This is a genomic window from Diplocloster modestus (assembly GCF_019042245.1).
Taxonomy (GTDB): Bacteria; Bacillota; Clostridia; order Lachnospirales; family Lachnospiraceae; genus Diplocloster; species Diplocloster modestus.
This window is the reverse complement of record NZ_JAHQCX010000007.1, coordinates 21,089-46,142: the sequence shown is the minus strand read 5'-3', so window position 1 is coordinate 46,142 and position 25,054 is coordinate 21,089. Positions and strand designations below refer to the sequence as shown.

Genomic DNA, 25,054 nt, shown 5'->3' with positions numbered 1-25,054 from the left:
TTTCTAATATTCTCAAGCTTCCCCCTCTGCCCTGTAAAAATTATCCACAAAATGTGAAAAATTAGTCTAAATATTTTAGAGGATGTACTTGCTATAATGGAGAAAATAAAAAGAGGAGGGCATTTGTGTTGAAGAAGTGTAGAAAGTTGTTAGCAGTTCTGCTGGCTGTCTGTATATCATGCAGCGGTATGTCCATGTCGGCGGCAGCAGAAGAATCACCGGCTGATCCGGGAGGAATCGCCCCAGCCAGTCTGAATGACGGCCCATTAGTTGATCTGGATATGGATTCCATGAATGATGGAGCCATTATCAACAAAGCGGATAATCAGGCATATCAGGTGGAGGGGAACCCTGCCGTGCTGGAGGAAGGCAAAGAGGGACACGGACAGGCCTTAAGGCTTGACGGAAGTACAAATTACATCAATCTGGGGCAGGATTACCAGTTTACCACCGGACAGCTCACGGTCGCCGCATGGGTAAATATTGATTCCAGTCCCAATGGACTCAGCCGGATCACCGGAAGGGCACGCACCGCAGTACCGGATGAGAAAGAGCTGGGCCTGCGCATCCGGAACAATGGAAAGCTGGAAGCCGAATGCCCCGGTTACACCGAGACCGGTGCCGGGACTGTCGCACTTGGTTCCTGGCAGCACGTGGCTGTGACCAATGATGGAACGGCACAGACGCTGTATATCAACGGGGAAGCCGCGGCAGTCACACAGACACCCGGTCCTGTGGATGAATGGGATCTGGGGCTTCTGGTCGGCACCTGCTGGAATGAGCAGGGAGACGGACCGTTCCAGCCGCATATGTTCAAGGGGCTGATGGATGACCTGAAACTCTATAACCGATCCCTTTCCGCGGATGAAATCAAAGATTTGGCTGATGTATCCGGCACAGGAGAGGGAGGCGGAGGCGATGTCACATTGCCGGATCCCCTGTACAAGTTCGCCATGGATGAAATAATTGACGGCAGCGGTGAAAACAGCGGAAAAAAAGTCATTATCAATGACATGGATAACGCGGAATATCCGATCTATGGTACCTGCGAGGTAGATGATTTCGGTATCTTTGACAAATCCATCCGGTTTGACGGCCAGACCGCTTATGCAGACGTGGGCAATCCGGCGGTCACTACAGAGTACACCTTTTCTGCTTGGGCTTTCCTGGAAAAAGGCGCGGCGAATAATCTGAATAAGATATTTGGACGGGACCGGACAACGGTTGGAGAGCATTCCTTCTACATTGCGATAAGAGGAGACAGCGGCAGGGAGGGAACCATAGACTGCTCACTGGACGGCGCCGGTGTAGGGGCTCCAGCAGGCACATTTACTTTTGGTGACTGGACAAATATTACGGTTACCGGCAACAAACAGAAGACCTGCCTTTACATTAACGGCCAGCTGATCAGCACAGGAGGAGGCGCCACCACAGACCTGAGTACGAATCCGGTAAATATGCTGATTGGATGCGGTTATAATGCGGATGGCACCGGGATATTCAACGGACACGCATTTAAGGGAAGATTGGATGACGTCAGGATCTACGATAAAGCCCTGACGCAGGAGCAGGTGGAAGAGGCCACCGTGGGCATTAAGGATAAGCTTCCGCCGGAAGTGAGTGCAGTCAACCCGAAGGAAGGCTCTTTGATCAGCCCGGAAGGAAGGATACAGATCTCTTATAATATGGGACTGTCCACGGGAACGGAGCCGGTTCAGATCTATGATGGGGAAGGAAACCCTGTGGCTGCAGAGTCGGCTTTGGAGGAACAGGATGACACGGTCGACGGGATGGAAACGCTGGTGGTAAAATCCACGGAAAAACTGGTTCCGGGCGGTTCCTACACCTATAAAATTCTGGCCGGTGCTGTTGTCAATGAAAAAGGAATTGCAAACCTGGCAGCGGAATACACCTATTCGGTGGCCCAGGACCTGGAAGGCGGAGCTTCGGAGAGCGGCATGGAATACTGGGCGGCGGGTAAAGTCAGCACCCCGTCCGACATTCAGGAGCAGGATGGAAAGGTTACGATATCCAACGGACTTGTAAAACGAGTGTTTGACATAAACCAAAACTTTCTGACTGTTGACTATCAGAACCTTTATACCGGTATCAGCATGCTGGACAAAGGAAATCTCCAGGCAGACATCCGGATGGCGCTGAATGATCAGTATGTGGATAAGGATACGGCGTCCGATACCCTGTTCGATGTGGGCGGTACAGATGAAACCATCCCCACGTTCCAATACGAGAATTATCAGATCGAAGACAGTACGAAAGAACCATTCCATTGGGAATTCGACGAAAGAATCTCGCCTCCGTCCATGAAAAACACGCCGTGGCCGGCCAAGGGCAAGGCTCTCGTCGTCAATTTCACGGCGCCCGACACTGCAGATGCGAAGTTTGCGGGTGTGAAGGTGCAGGTCCGCTATGAGATCTATGACGGACTTCCGGCCATGAGCAAGGTTGTCAATGTGACCAACACCGGAGAAAATGATGTGGTGGTTCACCGCATGTCCACAGAGGTGCTGCCTGCGCCCAGAAGCCTGCAGGATGCCCTCTATATGGACTCCAACATGAACATGGGCAATGACAACCATGACAGAAACAACGGACAGTATATCTTCAAACAGTGGGAAGATGTGGATGATGCCAATGGTCTGATTATCAGCAGCTATGCGGTGGATGCTGAGAACAACAGTGCCAAGATGGGAAAATACGACTTTGAAAACTTCGGGCCGAATTACCGCTTGAAAAACGGGGAGACCTTCGAATCCCATCAGCTGTATGAACTGTTCCACAGCAGCAGTTATTTCGAGTGGCAGACTCTGGAGGTCAAAAAAATGTACCGCGTCCTGTTCCCGCAGACGCTGGACGCACCGCTCATCTATCATCTGATCAGCTCCAACCCGGATACGGTGAGATGGGGCATTGACCAGGCGGCCAATGCGGGCTTCAACATGGTTCTGATGTCCTTTGGATCCGGAGCCAACGTGGAAGATATCTCCCAGGGAAATATCGATAAATTCAAAGCGCTGACAGAATATGCCCACTCAAAGAATATTCTTCTGGGGGCCTATGTCATGCAGGCGGCCAGAGGGGATCAAAGCGAATCCAATGAGGACGGCACCTGGGGTACCATGCGGTGTATGAACGGGCCGGAAGCTCACAATACACTGGAAAACACACTGAAATTTATTGACGCTACTGATTTTGACTGTCTGGAAGTGGATGGGCCGTTCCCCGGCGCGATCTGTACCCATTCGGATCATTCCGGCCATGAGGGCGCGGAGGACTCCGTAGTCAAACAGTGGGAATACGCGATCCGTGACTTCTACCGGGAGCTTCGGGCGCGCAACGTATACATCAATTCCCCCGACTGGAATTTCCTGGCGGGTGCCAATATGGCGGTTATGGGATATGCTGAGCCGGGCTTTAACGTTCCGCATGCGGCGCAGCTGATCTATGGCAGACAGATGTCCTATTACGGGACCTTTGAAAAGACACCGGCCATGGGCTGGACTCTGGTACCTCTCTCACCTTATGGGGGCGGCGGTGATTCCTCCTTCTGGCCTTATAACGAACGAATAGAATCCTACGACTTTATGGTGGGCATGAACATGATGAGCGGTGTCATAGGTTCCTACCGCGGAGGAAACGGGCTGTATCAGGAAGATGACGGTAAGTTCAGTCCGTCGGAAAATGTGATCGAAACCTGGGGGAGATTCTACAACAAGTACCGCGATATCCTAGGGGCTGATATCATACATATCGCGCCGCCTGTACCGGTCGACATCGAGAGTATGAACACCACGGCGATCGACGGCTTTGTCCATGCGTCCCCGGAGTATGAGCAGAAGGGACTGGCAGCTTTCTTTAACCAGACCGGCGGGACCGTGACGCAGAAGGTCAAGATTCCGCTGTACTTTACGGGACTTACCGACCGCACATCCGCGCCTGCGCCCATGGAAGGCTCCCATTACCGGCTGACACCTCCGACACGCACCTCCGGCCCCATCGGACATATGGGGGCCAATTATCAGGACAAGACACCTTCGGTACCTGAGATTCCCGAGGTAAATGCGGTTCCAACGGATAAAAAAGCCTTTGTGTGCATCGGTGATATGAACGGGAAAGAATACACCATTGACTCCAACGGCGATATCGAGATTGAATTGACCATGGAACCCAGTACTTACACCTGGCTTACGATCTATGATCCGGAACAGGTGCCGTCTGATGTGGCTGATGTATCGATCCCGGCACCAAAGAATCTGGCGATCAGTGCCATCTCTTCCAGTGAGGTTACGCTGACCTGGGACGCGGTACAGATGGACGGAATGAATGTAAAAGAATATCATATTTACCGGAACGGGGAATACATCGGTAAGACCTTTACGAATCAGTATACAGACAAAACGCTGGAATCCGAAAAAGATTATGACTTTGAGGTCGCCGCCGTGCATAACACCGTGAACGGGGAGAAATCGGCTGTGAAGGTGAGCACGGTACCGGATACGGCAGGCCCGGTCATCCAGAATTCCATACCTGTTTCCAGCACCCAGGTGCAGGTGGAATTTAACGAATCCGTGACCAGGGAAACGGCAAATGATGGCAATAACTATACCATCACCAGTGCTGCCGGCAGGACAAACGCATCCGCGAATACCGTGGCCAAAGCTGAACTGCTCAATGACAACCGGACCGTCATGCTGACCCTTGCGAATCCACTGGAACCGTTTGTGGAAACCGTGATTACTATTAAAAATGTAAAAGATCTGTCAGGCAATGTCATTACCCCTGCACAGACGAAAGTAACTTATGGACCTTTAAGAGAATTTAAGTTTGAAGAAGAGAGCGGAAAGACCGCTGTGGATTCCATCTATGGAGTAAACGGAGCTATCGCCGGTGACACCGTGGAACGCAAGCCCGGCGTATCCGGAAATGGTCTGTGCTTCGACGGTAGGAACAACTATGTGGATGTGGGTGAGATTGTCAAAGATCTGAACAAATATTCCATCAGCGGCTGGTTTAAGCCGGAAGATACGAACCGGATTCAGTCCCTGGTCTCTCAGATGCGGGATACCTATGACGGCTGGCGCTATAATCTCACGGTGGAAAAAGGAGAGCTTAAATTCGCCGCGAACAATGGGGATGGGTCCTATCCCGGCCATGACTCTGAGACGGAGATCGTCGTGGAATTAGCGAGTGGTGATAAGAAAGTCACTGCGAATCAGTGGAACCACTTTGCTGTCGTCAGAGATGGAGATAAATTCGTCCTGTACTTAAACGGCGAACCAGTTGCGTTTGATACCAAAGCGGGTGTGGACCAGAGTCAGAGCCCTTATATGATGTGGATCGGCGGATGCCGGAATAATGCAGGCGGTGAGGCCATGAACAGCTTCAAGGGCATGATGGATGAGATCCTGTTCTACAGTACCTCCATATCTGACCAAAAAGTGAAAGAACTCTATGAGAAAAACAAACCGGCTGAATTTGATAAATCCGCACTGACCGACTTGATCGCCCAGGCGAAAGCCATCCAAAAAGGCAATCATACGGATGACACCTACAACGCGCTGCAGGCAGCCATCAGGCAGGCGGAAGAGGCAGTAGACCGGATTACCACGGCTGATGAGCTCAATGTGGAAGTGGGCAGGCTGCAGGCCGCGATCGACGCACTGACAGAAAAGGAAGAACCCGCTGTCGTAGATAAATCGAAACTTCAGAAGCTTTATGATGATAATAAGGACAAAAAGCAGGGTTCCTATACCGGAGAGAGCTGGAATCTGTTCCGGGATAAGCTTGAAAAAGCACTCTTGGTACTGAACGATAAGAAGGCGACCCAGAAGAGCGTGGACGATGCGCACAAAGCACTCTCAGAAGCCATCGACAAGCTCCAGATCGCACAGACCGCTGTGGACAAAACACTATTAAAAGCTCTCTATGACCAGCATAAAGATAAAAAGCAGGGGAACTATACGGAGGAGAGCTGGAACCAGTTTGTAACCGCCCGTGACGCTGCGCTGGCTGTCCTTAATAAGACAGAGGCCACACGGCAGGAGGTGGATGCTGCGAAAGCTACACTTGAAACAGCCATCCGGGGGCTCAAGGACAAGACGTCCAACCCGTCCGATGATTCCAACGGTTCGGGCGGCGGCGGACAGAGTTCCGATGATTCTGCGAGTACCGCAAAAGGTGCATCCACGGGAGACAGCGCGAACACCTTTGTGTGGATACTGCTGGTACTGCTGGCGATCGGGGCAGTTTCGGCCCAGATTCTGTACCGGAGGAGAAGAAAATGCTGAAAGCGTATGCTTGAAACAGCTGACCGAGTGGTACATTAAAAATGCTCTATCGTTGTCGGATCATGAAATTATTCATCAGACGGCGGCTCCTAAATACTGTATAGGTTGTATGAGTGAACGGCGTGGCTTTGGCCACGCCGTTTTCACGGCCGTCCTCTTAATCCTCACATGATTAAGATAATGATAATGATTATGGAATGTAAAAAAAGTACACAAACTGCGTAGAATCTATCCATGGAGTTTTTGTGCTATTTGAGTATAATTATAGATAAAGAAAGCTAGTTTTCTATAAGAAATATCTAAAATAACAGGAGGTAATTCAATGAAAAAAAGGTTTGTAAAAATGGTATCTGTTGCGCTCTCCGCGGCGATGATTATGGGAACCGCCGGCTGCGGCAATGGAAGCAAAGAGGCAGAGGCTCCGGCAGCCGCACCGGCAGAGTCATCCGCACCCGAAGCCACAGCAAAACCTGCCGACAGGCAGGAGGATTCAAAAGGAGCCGCTGCAGGCAGCACCATCACAATGATGGCTTCTCAAAACTGGATCAAGGATATTGACCGTGAACTGATCGAAAAGTTCAAGGAGGAAACCGGTATCGAAGTAAAACTTCTGGTGACCCCTGATAACGGATATAGCACTCTGCTGGGAACCTCCCTGGCGGATGGCAGCGATGTGGTGGATATCTTTATGTATGATGCTGGGAAGCCCATGGTATCTTTAGGAGTTCCCGATATGGCACTGGATCTATCCAATGAGCCCTGGGCGGCCAACATGGAGGACTGGGCCGTGACAGCGAATACCTATGAAGACAAGCTGTACGGGTTCAGCACCTGGGGAGTAGACTATGAAGGCGTTCTCTACAATAAGACGTTTTTTGATGAAAACAATCTGAAACCTGCAGAGACCTGGGATGAATTCGTAGCGCTGTGTGATTCGATCAAGGATTTGGGAAAGACCCCGCTATACGAACCCATCAACGGTGTATGGCATACCCAGTCTTGGTTCTATTCCATGACAAATGTGTTTAACCGCGAAGTATCTCCGAGTGCGTCGGAATGGCTGAACGAGTCCAAGGACAATAAGATCGCTTCCCTGAAATCAGCGAAAGAAGGCTTAACCCAGATCGCGGACTTCCTGAGCGCAAAGGGCACGGACGGAAAACCGAAATATTATACCAACGACGGTCAGTCGGAAGACTGGTTCGGCAGCTATACTTCACTGCAGAACCGTGACACGGTTATGATGGTAACTTATACTGCATATCCCGCGGAACTGGCTGCCAATGGCTGTAAAGACGATTGGGGCATGTTCCCTCTGCCGGTAGCCGGAACGGATTCGATAAACGCAAACGGCGGCGGTATCTCCAAATACGTCAACAAATACAGCCAGAACGTAGACGCGTGCAAGGCTTATCTGGAATTCCTGGCAAAGCCTGAAAACCTGGATACCTACTATGCGGCCCGTACCGATCTCGTAACCGCCGCGTTCAAGGGCGTAACCACAGTAAAACCCACCAATGCGACTAACGAAGCGCTGGAGAGAAGCAAGGAAGAACCTGCGGTAAGAATTATGAACGACATGCTGTACTGGGATCCCGATCTTTACAAATATTTCCAGGGCTTTGCAGCCGGAACAACGACCCCGGATCAGTTCCTGGAAAATATGGATACATACCGCGCTACCATGTTTGACGCGGCCGCAACAAACTAAAAATAGCAGTGTTGGGGCGGCAAGTGTAAGAACCTGCCGCCTCTCCTGATTATGGAGTGATTACCTTGATAAATAAAAAAATATATCACTGGGGATTCAGTATTCCGGCCATTGTCCTATATTCCCTGTTGTTTATCTTTCCGGTGGCGCTGAACTTTTATTATTCCCTGACGGACTGGAATGCGATTAAGATCACCGGGGAAGTGGCACATTTTATCGGGCTCGATAATTTTAAAAAAATATTTTCCAATCCCGAGCTGACCTCTGTGATCACGCGGACCATAGAATTCGGGCTGGTCACAACGGTACTTAAAAATGTGATCGGTTTTACGCTGGCCCTGTTGTTTAATGAAGGATTGAAGAGCCGCCATGCGCTGAGGGCGGTATACTTTATGCCCAGTATGCTCTCCCCGCTGATCATCGGACTGATCTTCGGCTCCCTGTTAATGACCAGCGGATTTTTCAACCAGCTTCTGGGTGCCGTCGGGCTTGAGAACCTGGTTAAGCCGTGGCTTACAACCGCCGGGTCTGCATTCGGCTCCGTCATGTTCGTGGAAGTATGGCGGCAGACCGGTTTTAACATGGTGATCTATCTGGCGGGGCTGCAGCTGATCGACCAGTCCTTCTACGAGGCGGCTTCCATAGACGGCGCCACCGCTTACCAGAAACTTCGCTTTATTACCCTGCCGCGGATGCTCCCCTCGATTTCCATTAACCTGCTGCTGAATCTTTCCCAGGGACTGAAAGCCTTCGACATCGTCTATGTGCTGACCGGCGGCGGCCCCAACGGCTCCACGGAATTGATCAACACGATGGTATTCAAGGAGTTCGGCAAGAGGATGTACGGCATGTCATCTGCCTACGGTGTGGTGATGTTTATCATTACGGCGGCATTCGGCCTGATCGCGCTGAAGCTGACCAACAAAGATTTTGATTCTTAGAGGAGGGAAGACTTATGGTGACAAATAAACGCACGATCTGGAATATCGGCAAGGAAATATTCGCTTGGGTTTTGTCTCTCCTGATCCTGATACCGATTGTTGTAATCCTGTTTAACGCCCTGAAAACAAGCAGCGAGGCGATCAATATGAGTATTGCGCCGCCGTCGGAATTTCACTGGGAGAATTTCGGTGAGGTGTGGAGGGTGGGGAATATCCTGCGCTCTTACGTCAACAGCCTGATTGTAAGTGTATTCCCTGTGCTGATCAGCGTTCTGTGCGCATCCATGTGCGCCTATGTACTGGCCCGCAGGAAAACAAAAGGGAATCTGGCGATCTATACCTATTTTGCCCTGGGCCTGATGTTTCCGATCAGCATGGTAACCGTGGTAAAGGTAACCCGGATTTTAGGCATATATAACACGCAGCTGGGTGTGGTTCTTGTATACACTGCCTTGATTTTGCCGTTAAGTGTGTTCCTGTTTTATGGATTTTTAAATTCTATCCCGAAAGAGCTGGATGAGGCTGCCATCGTGGACGGCGCCGGCGCGCTTCGGATCTTTTTCCAGGTGATCTTCCCGATGCTGAAACCGGTTACGGTCACGGTAATTATGATTAACTTTCTGAACTGCTGGAATGAATTCACGATCCCGCTGTATATGCTGCCGGATCCGGACAAGGCAGTTGTGGTGCAGCAGGTCTATAATTTCTACGGGACTTTCACGGCCAGCTGGAATCTGGTCAGTGTGACAATCCTGTATGCGATCGTGCCGGTACTGGCAGTTTATATATGCGGCCAGAAATATATTATATCCGGAATGGTCGCAGGAGCTGTGAAGGGCTGATTAGAGGATAATAAAGTACTGCTATTTTAAGTGACTGGTAAATGCGTATAGATTAATGTATCATATAGGAAACGGATACATTTAACCAGGAGATAAAGTTATGAACGGTTCTTCCATTTCTTCAAGATTATTTCGTTCCTTTGCAGTTATGATCAGCCTTTTTTTCTCGCTGGTTATAATCAGCCTGATGATATACATAGGTAAAGACGTAAATGATAAAGTAGAATTGGCACAAAGGACAGCTTATGACACGGTTGTTAAGGAAGTCGACAGTTTTTTTGAGCAGATGCGCACCTTTTCCAACAATTTGTGCAATTCGGAGGAATTTAAAAAGATAGTAACCGAAGATCTGCCCAATGCTTATAATGCGGGAGAACCGGTGAATGATTACTTTACCAAGCTCTATCTCCTTGGCTATAAAATGATCGTGAAAGATTACCGGGTCGCGGTTCAGATGAAAGATAATAAATATATCTGGATGGGCAGCAATTATTTTATCAGTGAGCGGGAGAATCGGGACATGCACGAGTTCACGCCGATCGGGCTGGGAAACCTTAAAATCTGTAAAATGAATGAAAGTGATATATTAAAAGAGATCAATACGCAGAATCCCTATTATAAAAATGACCTGGTCCCCGTGATATCCCTGCAGAGGGATATGAACAAAAACATGCCCAGTTATGCTCCCAGCGCCATCCTGGATATCGAAGTGCCGTATACCCGTTTTAAGGATATGATGGATAATATCGTTCGCAGCGAGGATATGAATATCACGGTTTACACAGCAGACGGCAGTGTTTTATACGGGGAGGACCAGACCGATATTAAAGTCCGGAGGGAAAATGGGCTGGTCGTAAAAGAAAAATATAAGAAAAACGGAATAGAGGTACAGATTCAGCCAGTGATGAATTCCAGTGTATATATTGTGGGAAGTATCAGCACAGCAAAAGTTTACCGGCCTGTCATCAGCTATCTGATCATCGTATTTATCGGTTTTCTGCTGCTGCTGTTTGGCTCCCTGATGATTACATACCGGATATCTGTTCGTATTACCGATCCGGTGAAGATTATGAGCGGTAAAATTGAAAAAGTGGATTTTGACGGGGATCACTGGATTACCTATGAGCCGGTGAAAACCGATATAAAAGAGCTGAATATATTATCCGATACGATCGTCCTGATGCAGAAGAAATTACGGACCTCTATGGATGAGGCCATCAGCCTGCGGGCCTATGAATTACAGTCAACCATGCTGGCGCTGCAGGCGCAGATGCAGCCCCATTTTCTATATAATACCCTGATGACCATATCGGCCATGGCTGAGGAAAAGCAGGACTATGAAGTGGCGACGGTATGCGGCCATTTGATGCATATGCTGCGTTATATTTCCAGTGAGGATGCGCATGGGGTGAAGCTCTCAAAGGAATTCAGACACGTCCGGGATTACGTGGACATTATGAAAGAGCGGTTTCCGGAGACCGTGGTGCATTATGATATTCCATTGCCTATGATGCAGATTATCGTCCCGAAGCTGGTGGTTCAGCCCCTGGTGGAAAACAGTTTGAAATACAGCGACCGGCTGGACTGCGCGATCCAGATCTCGGGTGAGATCGAAGATAACCGGTTCCGGATTAGCATTGAGGACAACGGGGTAGGCTTTTCGGAGGACAGGATCCGGGAAATCATGGATCACTGCCGGGAACTGGTGGAGCATCATGAATTCTCCACGATGCAGATTGACGGCATGGGTCTTGCGAATATATATGCCAGACTTTATATGTTCTACGGTGATGACATGCTGTTTTGGATCGGGAACCGGTCTGATGGGGAGGAAGGCAGCCGGATTGTAATCGGGGGCCGGATCGAGTGCGGGGGCAGATTAAGCGGCCTGGACGGTATGTAATAGTGAAAGTCTATAAAGGAATGCAGCCAGAAAAAGGCAGGGGGATGAAGCTGACATGGCAAGACTTAGAATTGTCGTTGCGGAGGACGAGCAGAGGATTCTATCCAGTATCGTTTCGAAGATTGAGAGAACGGTAGAGGACTGTGAGGTCATAGCGACAGCCAATGATGGAGAAAAAGCACTGGAGCTGGTAGAAAAGTACCATCCCCATGTGATATTCAGTGATATCAAGATGCCAAAAATGGACGGGATCGAATTGGCGCGGGAACTGCGGAAAAAAGCTCCTGACATCCATGTCGTGCTGCTGAGCGGGTACAGCGATTTTTCTTTTGCAAGGCAGGCCATGCGCTATGGCGTTTCCTATTATCTTGTCAAGCCGCTGGTTGAGGAGGACCTTTTGGAAGTAATAGAGGAGATCCGGGCAAAATTAGAGGAATCCAGAAGGAGATCCTTTCCCCAGGTGCGGATGTCAGGGCGTAACTCCATGCAGACAGCAGCACAGGAACCGACAGCCGGCAAAAATGGGTATTATGTTCTGGGAATCTGCTTTTACAATCTGTGTTGTTCCGGAGCCAGCGAATCGCTGGGCGAGTTTTATACGGCATCCCTGGACGGCGGGGGCGGAGTGAAGTGGGAAGAGATTCTGGAAGACCTTCCGTCAGAGTCGCCGGAGTGGATGATCGCAGACGGGAATCCCTGCAATTTTAAAAATATAGTCCTGACCACTCCCATTGGGCAGCAATTGGATATGGAGGAAATCGTTTCCGTTCTGAGCGCGAGAATCCATACCCGGCATCCCGGAATGAAGTTTAATCTGTGTTATCGCGAAAAACAAGTAAAGCGGGAGGATATCTGGAATTATACCCACCGGATCAGAAATCTTCTGGAAACCTGGGTAGTGCCTGCCGAGGAACAGGTCTTTGTTCTGGAAAATATGGAATCCGTGCCAGCAGAGATGGAATTATATGACGCTGCCAGCCTCCGCCTCCAGAATAATATAAAAGTTCTGTTTAAGATGGACAATTATAACATCCTTCTGGAAGAACTGATGAATATTATGTCCTATGTATTGGAATGCGGCTGTACACAAAAGCAGCTGGTAAAGATCGTTCATGATATTTATAAAATGCTGGAGAGCAGTCTGCATGTGGAGGACCAGGCTGCCGCCGCAAAAGTGAAGGAAAAATTTTATACCACATTAAGCATCGCAGGCGAGTCACGGGAGATACAGAACGCATTTTCAGAGAGCGTCACGTTTTATCTTCAGGACAGACTGGATAGGAGTACGTCCCAGAAAGCCAGGGAGGAGGTCATGGAATATGTGGATAAGAATTTCATGGTCATTAACAGTGTGGAGGAAGTGGCGGAGAAATTTAATTATAACTATACCTATGTCTCCAGGCTGTTCCGGGAAATGAAAGGAGTCTCCATGATAAAATATCTGACGGAGAAGCGGATTGGCGCCGCGCAGAAGATCATGAAGGAAAAACCGAATCTCAGTGTCAACCATGTCTGTAATATGGTCGGATATACGGATCAGCATTATTTCAGCAGGGTATTCAAAGCTTCCACCGGCATGAGTCCGAAGGAGTATAGGAAAAAAGTGATTGTGGACATAAAATAACAGAATAGAAATGAATTAGGTTTGTGGTGATGGGAAAGGTGTCCCAAAAGCACAGACTGCTCTTATGAATTCCGGCTTAGCAGCTTCCGTCCCTGCTGTGAAACCGGATCGGGCCGTAAGAACAGACTGTGTTTTTGGGACATCTTTGTTATTTTTTAGAGGAGATGGCAGGAGCGGGTAGCAAAATACGGTTTTTATCATATGATAATAAGAAGTGAGTGTATGAAAAGGGTGAAAATATGCCGAGAGAATTTTGGTACGTGTTTGGGGGACTGGTGGTTCTTGCGGCTCTGTGGATGCTCTGTGTGGTCCGCAGGCGAAAGCTTCTCAGGAAGATCAGAGAGCGGGGATCAGATGAGAAACTAAGAGAATTAGACAGGGAGCTTCTGGGAGCGGGTTTTGCCTACGACTATAACCAGGATATCTTCTACGGGAGGATGGATGCGTGGCAGCGGGAAGCGGGGTACTGTAAGATCTACGACGAAGCTGCTTACATGGCAGGAATGGAATATGACTGCGAGCCTATCACGTTTACATATGGGGATAAACGGTGGCTGATCGAATTCTGGAAGGGCCAGTACGGCATGTGCACCGGAGCGGAAGTGGGAATTTTCTGTACACAGGAGGATGATGTCTTTGTACCGGGAGAATTCCAGGGGACCTTTTACAAAAGCGTATCCGATGAAGACCGGCTGTATATCGCCTATTACCTGAAACGTAGGGGGGAGGTACTCTGCTATCGGAAAGGGCTGCACTGGTGGCTGTCCGCGTTTAAACTGGGGATGTTCTCGGAACCCTCGGAATTGACTATGGATATCAAGATCACATTTCCGGATGCCGGAATGTGCGAAGCGTTCCAGGAAGCGCTTTTTGAGGCCGGTTATACGCAATCGGAGATCGTGGCCGGATACCGGACCATGTTTGTCAAATTCCGTCAGCCCCATACACGCCAGCCTGTGACCAGGACGGTGGAGGGAGCCCATATCACACAGCGGCATAACCGTCTGTATGTCCGGATATACCGGTATCTCACCAGAAACTTTGGCTGGACGCCAGATAAATTGTGCTATCTAAGAGAATTCCTGCCGAATGTATTCCGCACGGTGATCCGGCTGGGACAGAGCAGAGAGCGCTACCGGGAGTTCGCTAACATCCGGTTTTATCAGAACGGTGAATAGATAGAACAAAGAGCACCATGACAGACGGAGGACCATAACGGAACGGACAGGAGTGAACAAAAATGTCCACAGCAACAAAATTGTCAAGACTTTGGGAAAAATCTCCGGTCCTTCCTTTTGATGACCATTCAAGAATAGTGCTGATGAGTGATTGTCACAGGGGGATAGGCAATTGGGGGGATAATTTCCTGAAAAACCAAAATTTGTATTTCGCAGCCCTGCGCTACTATTATGAGCAGGGATATATTTATATTGAACTGGGAGACGGGGATGAACTGTGGGAATGCCGTGATTTGACACAGATCATCGATATTCACAGCAATGTATTCTGGCTGATGTCAAAATTTTACTATGAACACCGTTTTTTTATGCTGTACGGGAACCACGACCGGGTCAAACAGTCTCCCCGGTATGTGGGCCGGACCTGCTCCCAGTACCGGTGTACTGACCAGCAGTGCCTGGCGCCGCTATTCCCGGACATTCAGGTAATGGAGGGGCTGGTACTCCAATATGAGCCCACAAAGGATAAAATTCTGCTTGCTCACGGTCATCAGGGAGACTGGCTGAATGATGTCCTGTGGAAGGCGGCCAGATTCTTGGTACGCTATGTCTGGAAACCGGTGGAAACAGCTGGAGTCAACGATCCTACCAGCGCTGCCAAAAACTACAGGAAAAAGAATAAGACCGAGCGCAGACTCGTACACTGGACGCAGAAAAGCGGGAATATGCTGGTGGCCGGCCATACCCACCGTCCGGTGCTGCCAAAATTCGGGGAACCCCTGTATTTTAACGACGGAAGCTGTGTACACCCCAGATGCATCACGGCGCTGGAGCTGACAGGAGGAAAAATCTCGCTGGTGAAATGGTCCGTAAAAACAAGGCAGGACCGATCCCTCTATGTAGGGCGGGAAGTTCTGGACGGCCCCAACGATTTAAAAAAATATTTTGTGCAAAATGTACAATTTTCGAGTAAAGACGACAATACAGTTGCGTAAACTGCTATTTCAATGTAAACTGATAAAGTAACAAACTCGAATATTGTTGATAAACCCGCAGGCGGCTATGCCTTCGGGTTTATCCGCAATCAAGGAGAAAAAAATACATGAGATAGGGGATAGTGTTATGTCAGCTACATTCTGGGCTTTGCTCCCGCCAATTATTGCCATCGTTCTGGCTTTGATCACAAAAGAGGTTTACATGTCTTTAATGCTGGGTATTTTATCCGGCGCCCTGCTCTTCGCAGGAGGAAATCCGGTGAAAGCGGTGGAGACCACATTTGTGGTCATGTCCGATAAGATCGGTGGAAACGCCTACATTCTAATCTTCCTGGTTCTGCTGGGAATCCTGGTAGCGCTGATTACCAAATCAGGGGCGTCCAGATCCTACGGGAACTGGGCGATCAAATCAATCAAAACCAAGAAGGGCGCGCTGCTGGCCACCACAGTTCTTGGAGCGCTGATCTTTGTAGACGATTATTTTAACTGCCTGACCGTAGGAACGGTTATGCGTCCGGTGACCGACAAATACAAAATCACCCGGGCCAAGCTTGCCTATATCATCGATGCGACGGCGGCGCCGATCTGTATCATCGCACCCATTTCCAGTTGGGCGGCGGCAGTGGGATCATCCCTCCCCGAGGGCAGTAACATCGACGGTTTTTCTTTGTTTATCAAAACGATTCCGTATAACCTGTATGCGCTTTTAACGATCGCGTTCATGCTTTTCATTATCTTTACAAAGATGGATTTCGGTAAAATGGCTTCCTATGAAAAAGCGTTAGATGGTAAGCTGGATGCCGAAGAAGGAGCACAGGAAGATCTGGAGATCGTCGGCAAAGGAAAGGTTCTGGACCTGATCCTGCCGATCGCGGTCCTGATCGTGGCCTGCATCACAGCGATGATCTATACAGGCGGTTTCTTTGAAGGCGCCGGGCTCATCGATGCGTTTGCGAACTGTTCTTCCGCGCAGAGCCTTGTTATCGGTTCTTTCTTCGCACTGATCTTTACCTTTCTCTTATATCTGCCCCGGAAAATCATCAACTTCCGGGAGTTCTGCGACAGTTTTGTACAGGGCTTCAAGGCCATGACACCGGCGGTTATGATCCTGTGTCTGGCATGGTCCTTATCCGGGATATGCAGTGAGGACTATCTGAACATCGGCGGCTATGTCAGCAGTGTAGTAGGCGGCAGCGCAATGATCGGAATGATTCTTCCGGCAGCGTTCTTCCTGATTGCACTGGGACTTGCCTTCGCAACCGGAACCTCATGGGGAACCTTTGGTATCCTGATCCCTATCGCAGTGGCGATCTTCGGAAGTGAGAGTTCCATGCTGGTAGTCAGTGTAGCGGCGGTACTTTCCGGTGCAGTATGCGGCGACCATATCTCCCCGATCTCCGATACGACGATCCTGGCATCTGCGGGTGCCCAGTGTAAACATATCGACCACGTATCCACGCAGATTCCGTACGCGCTTACAGTTGCTGCCTGCTGTCTGTTAGGCTTCCTGTTTGCCGGCTTTACCCAGAACGGATGGATCGGGTTGCTCAGCGCAATGGCTGCCCTGTTCGCCGTAATGATTGTGCTATATATAAAGGTAGGCAAAAAAAATGCCGAGGCATAGCTCAGAGTTGAAGTGTTAGGAACATAAAAGTGATATTATAGTGGGGCCGGGAGGAGAGGAAAACGGCAGGGGCCTGCCGCTTTCCTCTCCTCTGTTTGCATATCCTTGCACCAGGCCGCCCCGGCCTTTCATAAAAAAACACTAATACATCCCGGTTCTCCGGGAATCCTATATCATAATATGCGAAATAAGAGGTTACTGCCATGCGGACCTGTTTTAAAAAAGCAAGAGAGATTCTGAATTTTAATATGAAAAGCCTGCTGTTGTTTGAAGTGGGTCTGCATATAGCTATTTCGGCAACTCTGCTCTATCTGCTGCGACAGGGGATTTTGCTTTCGCTGGAAAGACAAGGGTATAGTTATCTGACAGCGGAGAATTTTCTGGACTTTATTAAGAATCCGCTCACTATTCTGCTGTTCAGCGTCTATGTGATTGTGATGTTATTTCTGCTTCTGTTTGAGGTGTCGGTATTGCTGGGCTGTTTCCATTATTCGGAGAGAAAGGTCAAGGCCACGGTTACGGATATTATTTTGATTGGAAGCCGTCAGATGGAGATCTTTATCGGGAGGAATCCCCTGATGTGGCTGCCGGGTATTCTGACGCTTATGCCGTTTCTGACTATGCATTATCTGGTAAGACAGTTTTTCAATATAAAGATATTGAATTATGCTATTCAGATACTGATCAGTGAATTTAAATATCCTGCCGTTTGGATCATCTTGTTTGTGGCCTTATTGCTGCTGTGTACGAAGCTTTTTCTGGCGGTGCCGGCGGCTGTCATGAAACGGGGACGGGTGAAGGACGGGTTCCGGGAAAGCCGGAGCATTACGGGACGGCATTACGGAAGGTTTTTGGGCAGTTTGCTGGTCTGGAATATTGCTTTGATTGTGGTCCTATCTGCGTTCTATTTTCTGTTTACTTTTCTGGCGGCTGTTTTTGTGCATTTCACTAAGGATGCAGCTATAGCACTGGGTGTCCTGTTGAAGATCGAGGATTGGATCCAGGTTGGTATGGGATATGTGGCAGGTGTGGTGGGCACCGTGTGTAATCTGGTATTGATCTACACGATGTACCGGGAGACCACGCGGGAGCGCGGCAGTCTGCCGGATCGATTGCCGGACTATGGGAAGAGCAGGCTGTTCCGGAAATTTGGCCGAAAGAGAGTGGCCATGTTGATTGGTATGTGCGTCGCAGCTCTGGAGTTGGTCTACGGATGGTATCTGATCAGCCAGCGGGTGGTGCTGGCCGATGATATCTTCGTATCCACCCAGGTGACCGCACACCGGGGAGGGGCCAGGACGGCTCCTGAAAATACGATGTCCGCCCTTATGAACGCGGTGGAAGAACTGGCGGATTATGCGGAGATCGATATCCAGGAGACGAAAGACGGGCAGCTGATCCTTCTGCATGACAGCAGCCTGAAGCGAACGGCCGGGTTAAATAAAAAGATCTGGGAAGTGAACTATGATGAGATCCGGAATCTGGACGCCGGCGGCTGGTTTCGAAAAGAATTCTCAGGTGAGCCGATCCCCACGCTGAGGGAAGTGCTGGATTACTGCAAGGGAAAGCTGAACCTGAATATTGAGATCAAATCCAATGGCCATAACGAGGATATCGTACCCAAGGTAATCGGGTTAATCGGGGAATATCATATGGAAGATCAGTGTATCGTCACCTCCATGGATTATCATTTCCTGAGACAGGTAAAGGAGCTGAATCCGGGAATAACCACAGGCTATATCATGTCCGTGGCCTATGGGGATGTATCCAGGCTGGAATACGCGGATCTGCTCAGCGTGAAGTATATTTATGTGACGGAATCCATGGTGAGAAGCGCTCATGAGGCCGGAAAACAGGTGCATGCCTGGACCGTAAACGCCGAGGGAAATATGATGCGTATGAATAGTATAGGGGTGGATAATATCATCACAGACCGGACGACTCTGGTCCGGGAAGTACTGGCCCAGGAAAATACAGATACTTTTGTCGAGCTGTTGAAAATTGCTCTTCGTTAGTCTATAATAATAATTTATTAGAGCTTGTACCAAGGATAACGAAATGGAGAATTTGAATGGCTAGAAAATATGGTTTTAAGAATAACCGGGAAAGGTATTTCGATTATAATCTGCTCGCGGTGGTCATATTCCTTGTGTGCTTTGGTCTGATTATGCTGTATTCCGCCAGTTCCTATGCGGCGCAGCTTCAGTATGGGGATGGAATGTATTGGTTTCGCAAGCAGGGTCTGATCAGCCTCGCAAGCCTTGTTGTCATGTTGATCATTGCCAACATCGACTATCATATTTGGATCAAATTCGCTTTTTTTGGATATATCGTCTCATTGATTATGGTACTTCTGGTCCTGACACCGTTAGGGATCGAGGCAAAGGGAGCGACCCGCTGGATTGGCCGCGGGAATCTTCGTTTACAGCCGGCGGAGGTTGTGAAGATCGCTATTATCCTTTTTATTCCCTACCTGATTGTGAAGATCGGAAACGGAGTCAAGAAAATCAAGGGTTCCATTCTGATCATGGGGGTAGGCGTACTGGCAGCTTTAATGCTCTATGTTTTGACAGATAATTTAAGCTCCGCGATCATTGTCATAGGAATCACGGCAATCCTGTTATTCATCGTCCACCCCAGGACGATTCCTTTCGTGGGTCTTGGAATACTGGGGTTTGGCGGCATTGTATTCGGAATCAACTATCTGAAGCAGCACATTGATTTTTCCGCCTATATGGATGATTCCACACCGTTTCGTATCAAACGTATCCTGGCCTGGCTGGATCCGGAAACCCATGCCAATGACTGGGCATATCAGACGATGCAGGGACTGTACGCCATCGGGAACGGGGGTTTTTTCGGAAAAGGCCTGGGTAATTCCGCCCAGAAATTTTACATACCGGAAGTTCAGAACGATATGATTTTTTCTATTATCTGTGAGGAACTGGGGATTTTTGGAGCGGCGCTTGTAACCCTGTTATTTATTCTGCTCCTGTACCGCCTGCTCTTCATAGCCAGAAACGCGCCGGATCTGTACGGTTCTCTTCTGGTGACCGGCATATTTTCCCATATCGCGATCCAGGTGGTGTTAAATATCGCGGTCGTGATCAACCTGATTCCCACTACAGGGATTTCCCTGCCGTTTATCAGCTATGGGGGGACTTCGATCTTGTTCCTTATGGCTGAGATGGGACTGGCTCTGGCTGTGTCCAAGCAGATCAAGTTTAGGGATTAGTTTTTTTTGAGGGAGGGGCCTTGTAACGCAGGCATAAATAAATTCCTGCCGAGTCTGATATACCCATATGAGGACAGTCTGGCGCCTGGTGCCTGACGTCTAGCGCCTCATCCTCCAATTTACAACAATGGGTTGCAAATAAACCGTAAAAGAGGTATACTAAAAAACAGTCAGTTTGACACACCTTACGGGCAGGAGGAATTGCAATGATTGAAGCAACAAGCTGCGGCGGTGTGGTTATATTTCGGGGAAAGATTTTAGTCTTATATAAGAATTATAAGAATAAATACGAAGGCTGGGTTTTACCAAAAGGAACGGTTGAACAGGGTGAAGAATTCAAGGATACAGCCGCAAGGGAAGTGCTTGAAGAAACAGGGGTCAATGCGCAGATCATCAAGTATATAGGTAAAAGTCAATATTCCTTTAGCGTTCCGGAGGATACGGTGGAAAAAGATGTTCACTGGTATCTGATGATGGCGGACAGCTATTACAGCAAGCCGCAGCGGGAGGAATACTTCGTAGATTCGGGCTATTATAAATTCCACGAGGCCTATCATCTGCTGAAGTTCACAAATGAGAAGCAAATTCTGGAAAAGGCGTATAATGAATATCTGGATTTGAAGAAAAGCAACCTCTGGGGCAGCAGAAAGTATTTCTAGTGCGTTGTTTATTCATCCGGCCGGGAGCGGAAGCTCCCTGGCCGGATTTCTTTGATATAACTAAGGAACGCGGGGATATAAGTCCATGAGGTTTTAGAATTCATATTAATAAAATGATAGGCAAAATGATAGTAAGTTAGACTTGACATCATTTTTTAAATAGGATATTATTGTTTTATAATATGTTAGCGGTAACATGTGGCTTAAATAATGTATACAGAGGACTCCTTGGGGAGTGTTTTTTGAGAAAATGTGTTAGCGGTAACATAGTAAAAACATCCTGTTTTTGAATAGGAATTGAGGAAGGGAGGAGAGGGCGTTTTCGAATAGAGGATTTGGGTGTGGGTGCTAGAAGAACAGACTGAAAAGGAGAGCGAAAATGCAGAAAATTTGTATACCGAAAGAGGAGTTTCAGCAACGTATTGACCAGATAAAAGAGTATATGACAAAAGAGAAGCTGGATGTTATATTAGTATATGGAGATGAATATCGAAAAGAAAATCTTCGCTATGTTTCTAATTACTGGCCGATCTTTGAACGGGGTGCGCTCCTGATTACTATAGAAGGAGAACCGATTGTCCTGTGCGCTCCGGAAGGGGAGCAGGTGGCCAGGGAGATGAGCGTATGGCCGGATGTGAGGCTGGTACCGGATTTTCTGTGTGTCACGGTGCCGGATGAGATTGAATATCCACTGGCGAAGTTTACGAGCTTTAAGAGCCTGGCCGCGGAGCTCAGAAGCAGAACCGGTCTTTCGAGACTTGGAATCGCGGGTATGGACGCGATGTCGGAAGCACTTTTACATAATATCAGAGAGGCATTTGGCTGCCAGGTTGTGGACAGCAATGAGATTCTGTTTGATCTGAGGAAGACGAAATCAGAGAATGAGATCGCCTGCCTGCGGGAGGCTGCCAGAATCGCGGAAGCAGGTTTCCGGGCAATGATGGATGCTGATCTGGTCGGCAAGACAGAACGGTATGCGGCCGGTATCGCGGAAGGGACAGCCAGAAAAGAAGGGGCGGAAGCGATTATCTTTACCGTGTTCGGTTCCGGTGAACGGTCCGCCAGAATCGTGGGACGGGCGGAGAATAAGGTGATCGAGGACGGAGATATGCTGATGTGCGCAATGGCCGTTCAGTATGAGGGCTATGTGGCTACCTGTGAACTGCCTTTCGCGGTTGGAAACTATAGCGAAGAGACCAGATATGTGCTGGATGTCCTGATTCATGCGGCCGCGGCCGGACTGCCTTATCTGAAAGCCGGGGTGCCGATGAAAGATTTTGTCTGCGCGGTGCGGAATTATTTCCGGGACGCCGGATTGTCCGAATATGATGTGTATCCTCCGCTGCATGGCATCGGGTGCGCGGAAGCGGAAAGTCCCTATCCGGATGAAAAAACAGAGGATGTTTTCAGGGAGGGAATGACGGTGAACACGGACATCAGTCTCTTTGGCCTTCCCGGAGGTTCGAACCGGATCGAGGAGGGCTTTGTCATTACCGGAGACGGTGCGGAATCCCTGTTCCCATCCATGCGTGTGTATTACGAAGAGTGGCTGAAAAACAGCGGAAAATAACAGATATCTGATAAGAGGTGTAATTCCCATATGGCAACCATTGATGATGTCGCTAAGAAGGCGAAAGTATCCCGTATGACCGTATCACGAGTGATCAATAACAGCGGGTATGTGAAGGAAGAGACCAGGCTGCGCATAAATATGGCAATCGACGAGCTGAAGTTTAAACCCAATATGATCGCCAAAAGCCTGGTGACCAGAAAAAGCCGCACGATCGCTTATGTGATGGTCAATATCTCGGACCCATTCCATAATCTGGTCAATAAGGGATTTGAAGCGGTGGCATTTGAAAATGGATATACGACGCTGATGTGCGACGCTCATTCTGCCAGCCGGGTATCCGATTATATCAATATGCTGCAGGAGCGGTGCATTGACGGTGTGGTGCTGCATCATCTGAATATTACGAAAAAGCAGGTGCAGGAACTGGAGGCGTCAGGAGTACACTGCGTTCTGCTGGATAATGAGGTGGAACTGCCGGAGGTGAACTGCGTCAATACGGACAATGTGCAGGGCGCGCGTCTGGCGGCAGAGCACCTGATAAAGAAGGGGCATACCCGCATCGGCTGTATGCACGGAACCCTGAGATATCCGAAAACGGAGAAGATCGCCTACGAGGACACCTTCCAATATAATATATGGAAGCAGCGCACGCAGGGATTTCGGGAAGCAATGAAGGAGGCAGGTCTGTCTGAACGGTATCAATACCAGGGAAACGGACTGTCGAACCTGGTTCCCTGGTTTGCGAAAAAGACTATGGATAAGATCCTGTCGGCCCCTGAACCGCCAACCGCCCTTTACTGCGAAAATGATATTATGGCGCTTTCCATCATCAATGAGCTGCAGGAGAGGGGAATGCGTATACCGGACGATATGGCGGTAGTGGGACATGACGGTCTGGATTTGTGCAGAATGGTACATCCGTATCTCACAACGGTGGCCCAGCCCAGATATCTGATGGGGAAAATGTCCGCGGCAATTCTGATCGACGCGATTGAAAAAAAACAAAAAAATGCGAAAGTAGTTTTGCCTCCAAGTTTTTGGATCGGAGAAACGACATAAAAATAAAATTTATTTGCAGAAAAAGAGGGATTCTATTGAAAAATGTACTCGAGTATATTATAATGTAATATATACTCGAGTACATAAAGATATATAATTATCAGAGGGGGATTCTCGGGAAAGGAGGTAAGAGGGTCCGGCATCACCAGATACAAGTATTGGCAATTGGAAATGGCAACACGTACATCTAATTTTAAAGGAGGAAATAGGTATGAAAAAAGTAGTGAGTGTTTTATTGTCGATCATGTTGGTGTTGACTATGTGTGCAGGATGCCAGGAGAAGGCAGCAGAACCGTCCGGCGGGGATACGGCCACACCGGATGCGTCCGCTCAGGAGACGCAGAAACCGGCGGAAGCGCCTGCCGCTACCGATTCCGGCGCTGCATCCGGTGAGTTAAAAGATTTTACCATCGGTTATGCCGGACTGGATGAATCACAGGAACATTTGATTCCGGTAGGGGATAATATCGAGAAGGTTGCCAAGGAAAAAGGGGAAGAACTTGGAATCACGATCAAAGTGATCCGCGTGGATAACGCGGGAGACGGCGCGAAAGCAGTTGAGAATGTGGATAACCTGATTCTTCAGGGAATCGATGTACTTGTAGAGTTTAATCTTGATGCAGCCGTGAATGATACCATTTATGAAAAATGCCAGAACGCGGGGATTCCGGTCATGGCAGTTGATATTCCGGTAGGCGACGCCCCTTATATGGGAGCGAACAACGTAATGGCTGGTCAGTTGTGTGGAGAAGCACTGGGTGATCTGGTCAACAAGAACTGGGAGGGTAAAGTAGATGCTGTATTATTTGAGCACACTCCTGAGGCTGGTGAAGTGGTTCAGACCAGAATGGACAGCATCCTGGATGGTATCGCTAACAAGACCGATTATTCGGTAGATGATCTCAAAGCTATGACTACAACCGTATCCATGAAAGACGACGCGATCCTGGCACAGCAGCTGTGCGCGGATTTCCTGACGGCAAATCCGGACAAGACCCATATCGTAATCGGCTCCATCAATGATATTGGTGCACAGGGAGCGTTTGCCGCCGTGCAGGCAGCGGGCAGGGAAGATGATGTATTTATCGTAAACCATGGTGTGTCGGTTTCCACCCGTGAAAATATCTATGCCCAGGAAAACGCCGGAAAACCCAACTGCTGGAGAGGCGGAGTTTCCTACTTCCTTGAGAGATACGGCGAATATATCGTACCGGGCTGTATCGAACTGGTTCAGGGAAAAACACCCGCACCGGAAAGCCTGCTGATGGATCATCTCTACATTGACATGAACAATATCGAGGAATGGTATCCCCAGGCAGAATGGGCTCAGTGACAGCTGCCAAAAAGCAGCCGCTAAGCGCTCATAGCTAAAAAACAGTAATGACATCGTAGACAGCCGGGCACC

15 protein-coding genes are annotated in these 25,054 nt (G+C 48.9%); all 15 read left to right on the top strand.

All coding sequences use genetic code 11. The features are described from left to right. The first annotated feature begins 125 nt into the window (after window positions 1-125). The 15 genes from KTH90_RS11680 to KTH90_RS11610 all read left to right on the top strand — a co-directional run bounded on the left by KTH90_RS11680 (window position 126) and on the right by KTH90_RS11610 (window position 24,982). Entirely contained in the window at window positions 126-6,305 is a 6,180-nt protein-coding gene (locus tag KTH90_RS11680; protein ID WP_238726847.1) for a LamG-like jellyroll fold domain-containing protein, read from the top strand. A gap of 322 nt (window positions 6,306-6,627) precedes the next feature. Then, entirely contained in the window at window positions 6,628-8,016 is a 1,389-nt protein-coding gene (locus KTH90_RS11675) for an ABC transporter substrate-binding protein (RefSeq protein ID WP_158352803.1), read from the top strand. Window positions 8,017-8,081: 65 nt separating this feature from the next. Continuing rightward, entirely contained in the window at window positions 8,082-8,957 is an 876-nt protein-coding gene (locus tag KTH90_RS11670) for a carbohydrate ABC transporter permease (protein WP_158352802.1), read from the top strand. Between the two features lie 14 nt (window positions 8,958-8,971). Next, complete coding sequence (locus KTH90_RS11665; RefSeq protein WP_158352801.1) at window positions 8,972-9,799, top strand: carbohydrate ABC transporter permease; 828 nt, start codon at window positions 8,972-8,974, stop codon at window positions 9,797-9,799. A 100-nt stretch (window positions 9,800-9,899) separates the two neighbouring features. After that, on the top strand, window positions 9,900-11,702 hold the full coding sequence (locus tag KTH90_RS11660; protein WP_158352800.1) for a sensor histidine kinase: 1,803 nt from the start codon (window positions 9,900-9,902) through the stop codon (window positions 11,700-11,702). Window positions 11,703-11,757: 55 nt separating this feature from the next. After that, complete coding sequence (locus KTH90_RS11655) at window positions 11,758-13,326, top strand: response regulator transcription factor (RefSeq protein WP_238726846.1); 1,569 nt, start codon at window positions 11,758-11,760, stop codon at window positions 13,324-13,326. Between the two features lie 239 nt (window positions 13,327-13,565). Continuing rightward, entirely contained in the window at window positions 13,566-14,504 is a 939-nt protein-coding gene (locus tag KTH90_RS11650) for a DUF4474 domain-containing protein (protein ID WP_238726845.1), read from the top strand. Between the two features lie 62 nt (window positions 14,505-14,566). Then, on the top strand, window positions 14,567-15,499 hold the full coding sequence (locus KTH90_RS11645) for a metallophosphoesterase (RefSeq protein ID WP_158352797.1): 933 nt from the start codon (window positions 14,567-14,569) through the stop codon (window positions 15,497-15,499). Window positions 15,500-15,626: 127 nt separating this feature from the next. Beyond that, window positions 15,627-17,123 (top strand): Na+/H+ antiporter NhaC family protein, encoded by a 1,497-nt coding sequence (locus KTH90_RS11640; protein ID WP_158352796.1) that lies wholly within the window; start codon window positions 15,627-15,629, stop codon window positions 17,121-17,123. A gap of 203 nt (window positions 17,124-17,326) precedes the next feature. Beyond that, entirely contained in the window at window positions 17,327-19,138 is a 1,812-nt protein-coding gene (locus tag KTH90_RS11635) for a glycerophosphodiester phosphodiesterase (protein WP_238726844.1), read from the top strand. A 56-nt stretch (window positions 19,139-19,194) separates the two neighbouring features. Beyond that, window positions 19,195-20,358: an FtsW/RodA/SpoVE family cell cycle protein gene (locus KTH90_RS11630; RefSeq protein WP_238726843.1), complete on the top strand. Its 1,164-nt coding sequence runs from the start codon at window positions 19,195-19,197 to the stop codon at window positions 20,356-20,358. A 206-nt stretch (window positions 20,359-20,564) separates the two neighbouring features. Continuing rightward, entirely contained in the window at window positions 20,565-21,017 is a 453-nt protein-coding gene (locus KTH90_RS11625; RefSeq protein WP_158344145.1) for an NUDIX hydrolase, read from the top strand. 379 nt (window positions 21,018-21,396) lie between these two features. Continuing rightward, entirely contained in the window at window positions 21,397-22,587 is a 1,191-nt protein-coding gene (locus KTH90_RS11620) for a M24 family metallopeptidase (RefSeq protein ID WP_158352793.1), read from the top strand. Between the two features lie 30 nt (window positions 22,588-22,617). Beyond that, entirely contained in the window at window positions 22,618-23,649 is a 1,032-nt protein-coding gene (locus tag KTH90_RS11615; RefSeq protein ID WP_158352792.1) for a LacI family DNA-binding transcriptional regulator, read from the top strand. 211 nt (window positions 23,650-23,860) lie between these two features. Continuing rightward, window positions 23,861-24,982: a sugar ABC transporter substrate-binding protein gene (locus KTH90_RS11610; RefSeq protein WP_158352791.1), complete on the top strand. Its 1,122-nt coding sequence runs from the start codon at window positions 23,861-23,863 to the stop codon at window positions 24,980-24,982. Window positions 24,983-25,054: the final 72 nt, after the last annotated feature.

Coding starts and splice junctions, on each gene's coding strand:
- KTH90_RS11650 (WP_238726845.1), top strand. CDS start 13,566: ATGCCGAGAGAATTTTGGTACGTGTTTGGGGGACTGGTGGTTCTTGCG.
- KTH90_RS11645 (WP_158352797.1), top strand. CDS start 14,567: ATGTCCACAGCAACAAAATTGTCAAGACTTTGGGAAAAATCTCCGGTC.
- KTH90_RS11630 (WP_238726843.1), top strand. CDS start 19,195: ATGGCTAGAAAATATGGTTTTAAGAATAACCGGGAAAGGTATTTCGAT.
- KTH90_RS11660 (WP_158352800.1), top strand. CDS start 9,900: ATGAACGGTTCTTCCATTTCTTCAAGATTATTTCGTTCCTTTGCAGTT.
- KTH90_RS11655 (WP_238726846.1), top strand. CDS start 11,758: ATGGCAAGACTTAGAATTGTCGTTGCGGAGGACGAGCAGAGGATTCTA.
- KTH90_RS11640 (WP_158352796.1), top strand. CDS start 15,627: ATGTCAGCTACATTCTGGGCTTTGCTCCCGCCAATTATTGCCATCGTT.
- KTH90_RS11635 (WP_238726844.1), top strand. CDS start 17,327: ATGCGGACCTGTTTTAAAAAAGCAAGAGAGATTCTGAATTTTAATATG.
- KTH90_RS11615 (WP_158352792.1), top strand. CDS start 22,618: ATGGCAACCATTGATGATGTCGCTAAGAAGGCGAAAGTATCCCGTATG.
- KTH90_RS11675 (WP_158352803.1), top strand. CDS start 6,628: ATGAAAAAAAGGTTTGTAAAAATGGTATCTGTTGCGCTCTCCGCGGCG.
- KTH90_RS11625 (WP_158344145.1), top strand. CDS start 20,565: ATGATTGAAGCAACAAGCTGCGGCGGTGTGGTTATATTTCGGGGAAAG.
- KTH90_RS11620 (WP_158352793.1), top strand. CDS start 21,397: ATGCAGAAAATTTGTATACCGAAAGAGGAGTTTCAGCAACGTATTGAC.
- KTH90_RS11665 (WP_158352801.1), top strand. CDS start 8,972: ATGGTGACAAATAAACGCACGATCTGGAATATCGGCAAGGAAATATTC.
- KTH90_RS11610 (WP_158352791.1), top strand. CDS start 23,861: ATGAAAAAAGTAGTGAGTGTTTTATTGTCGATCATGTTGGTGTTGACT.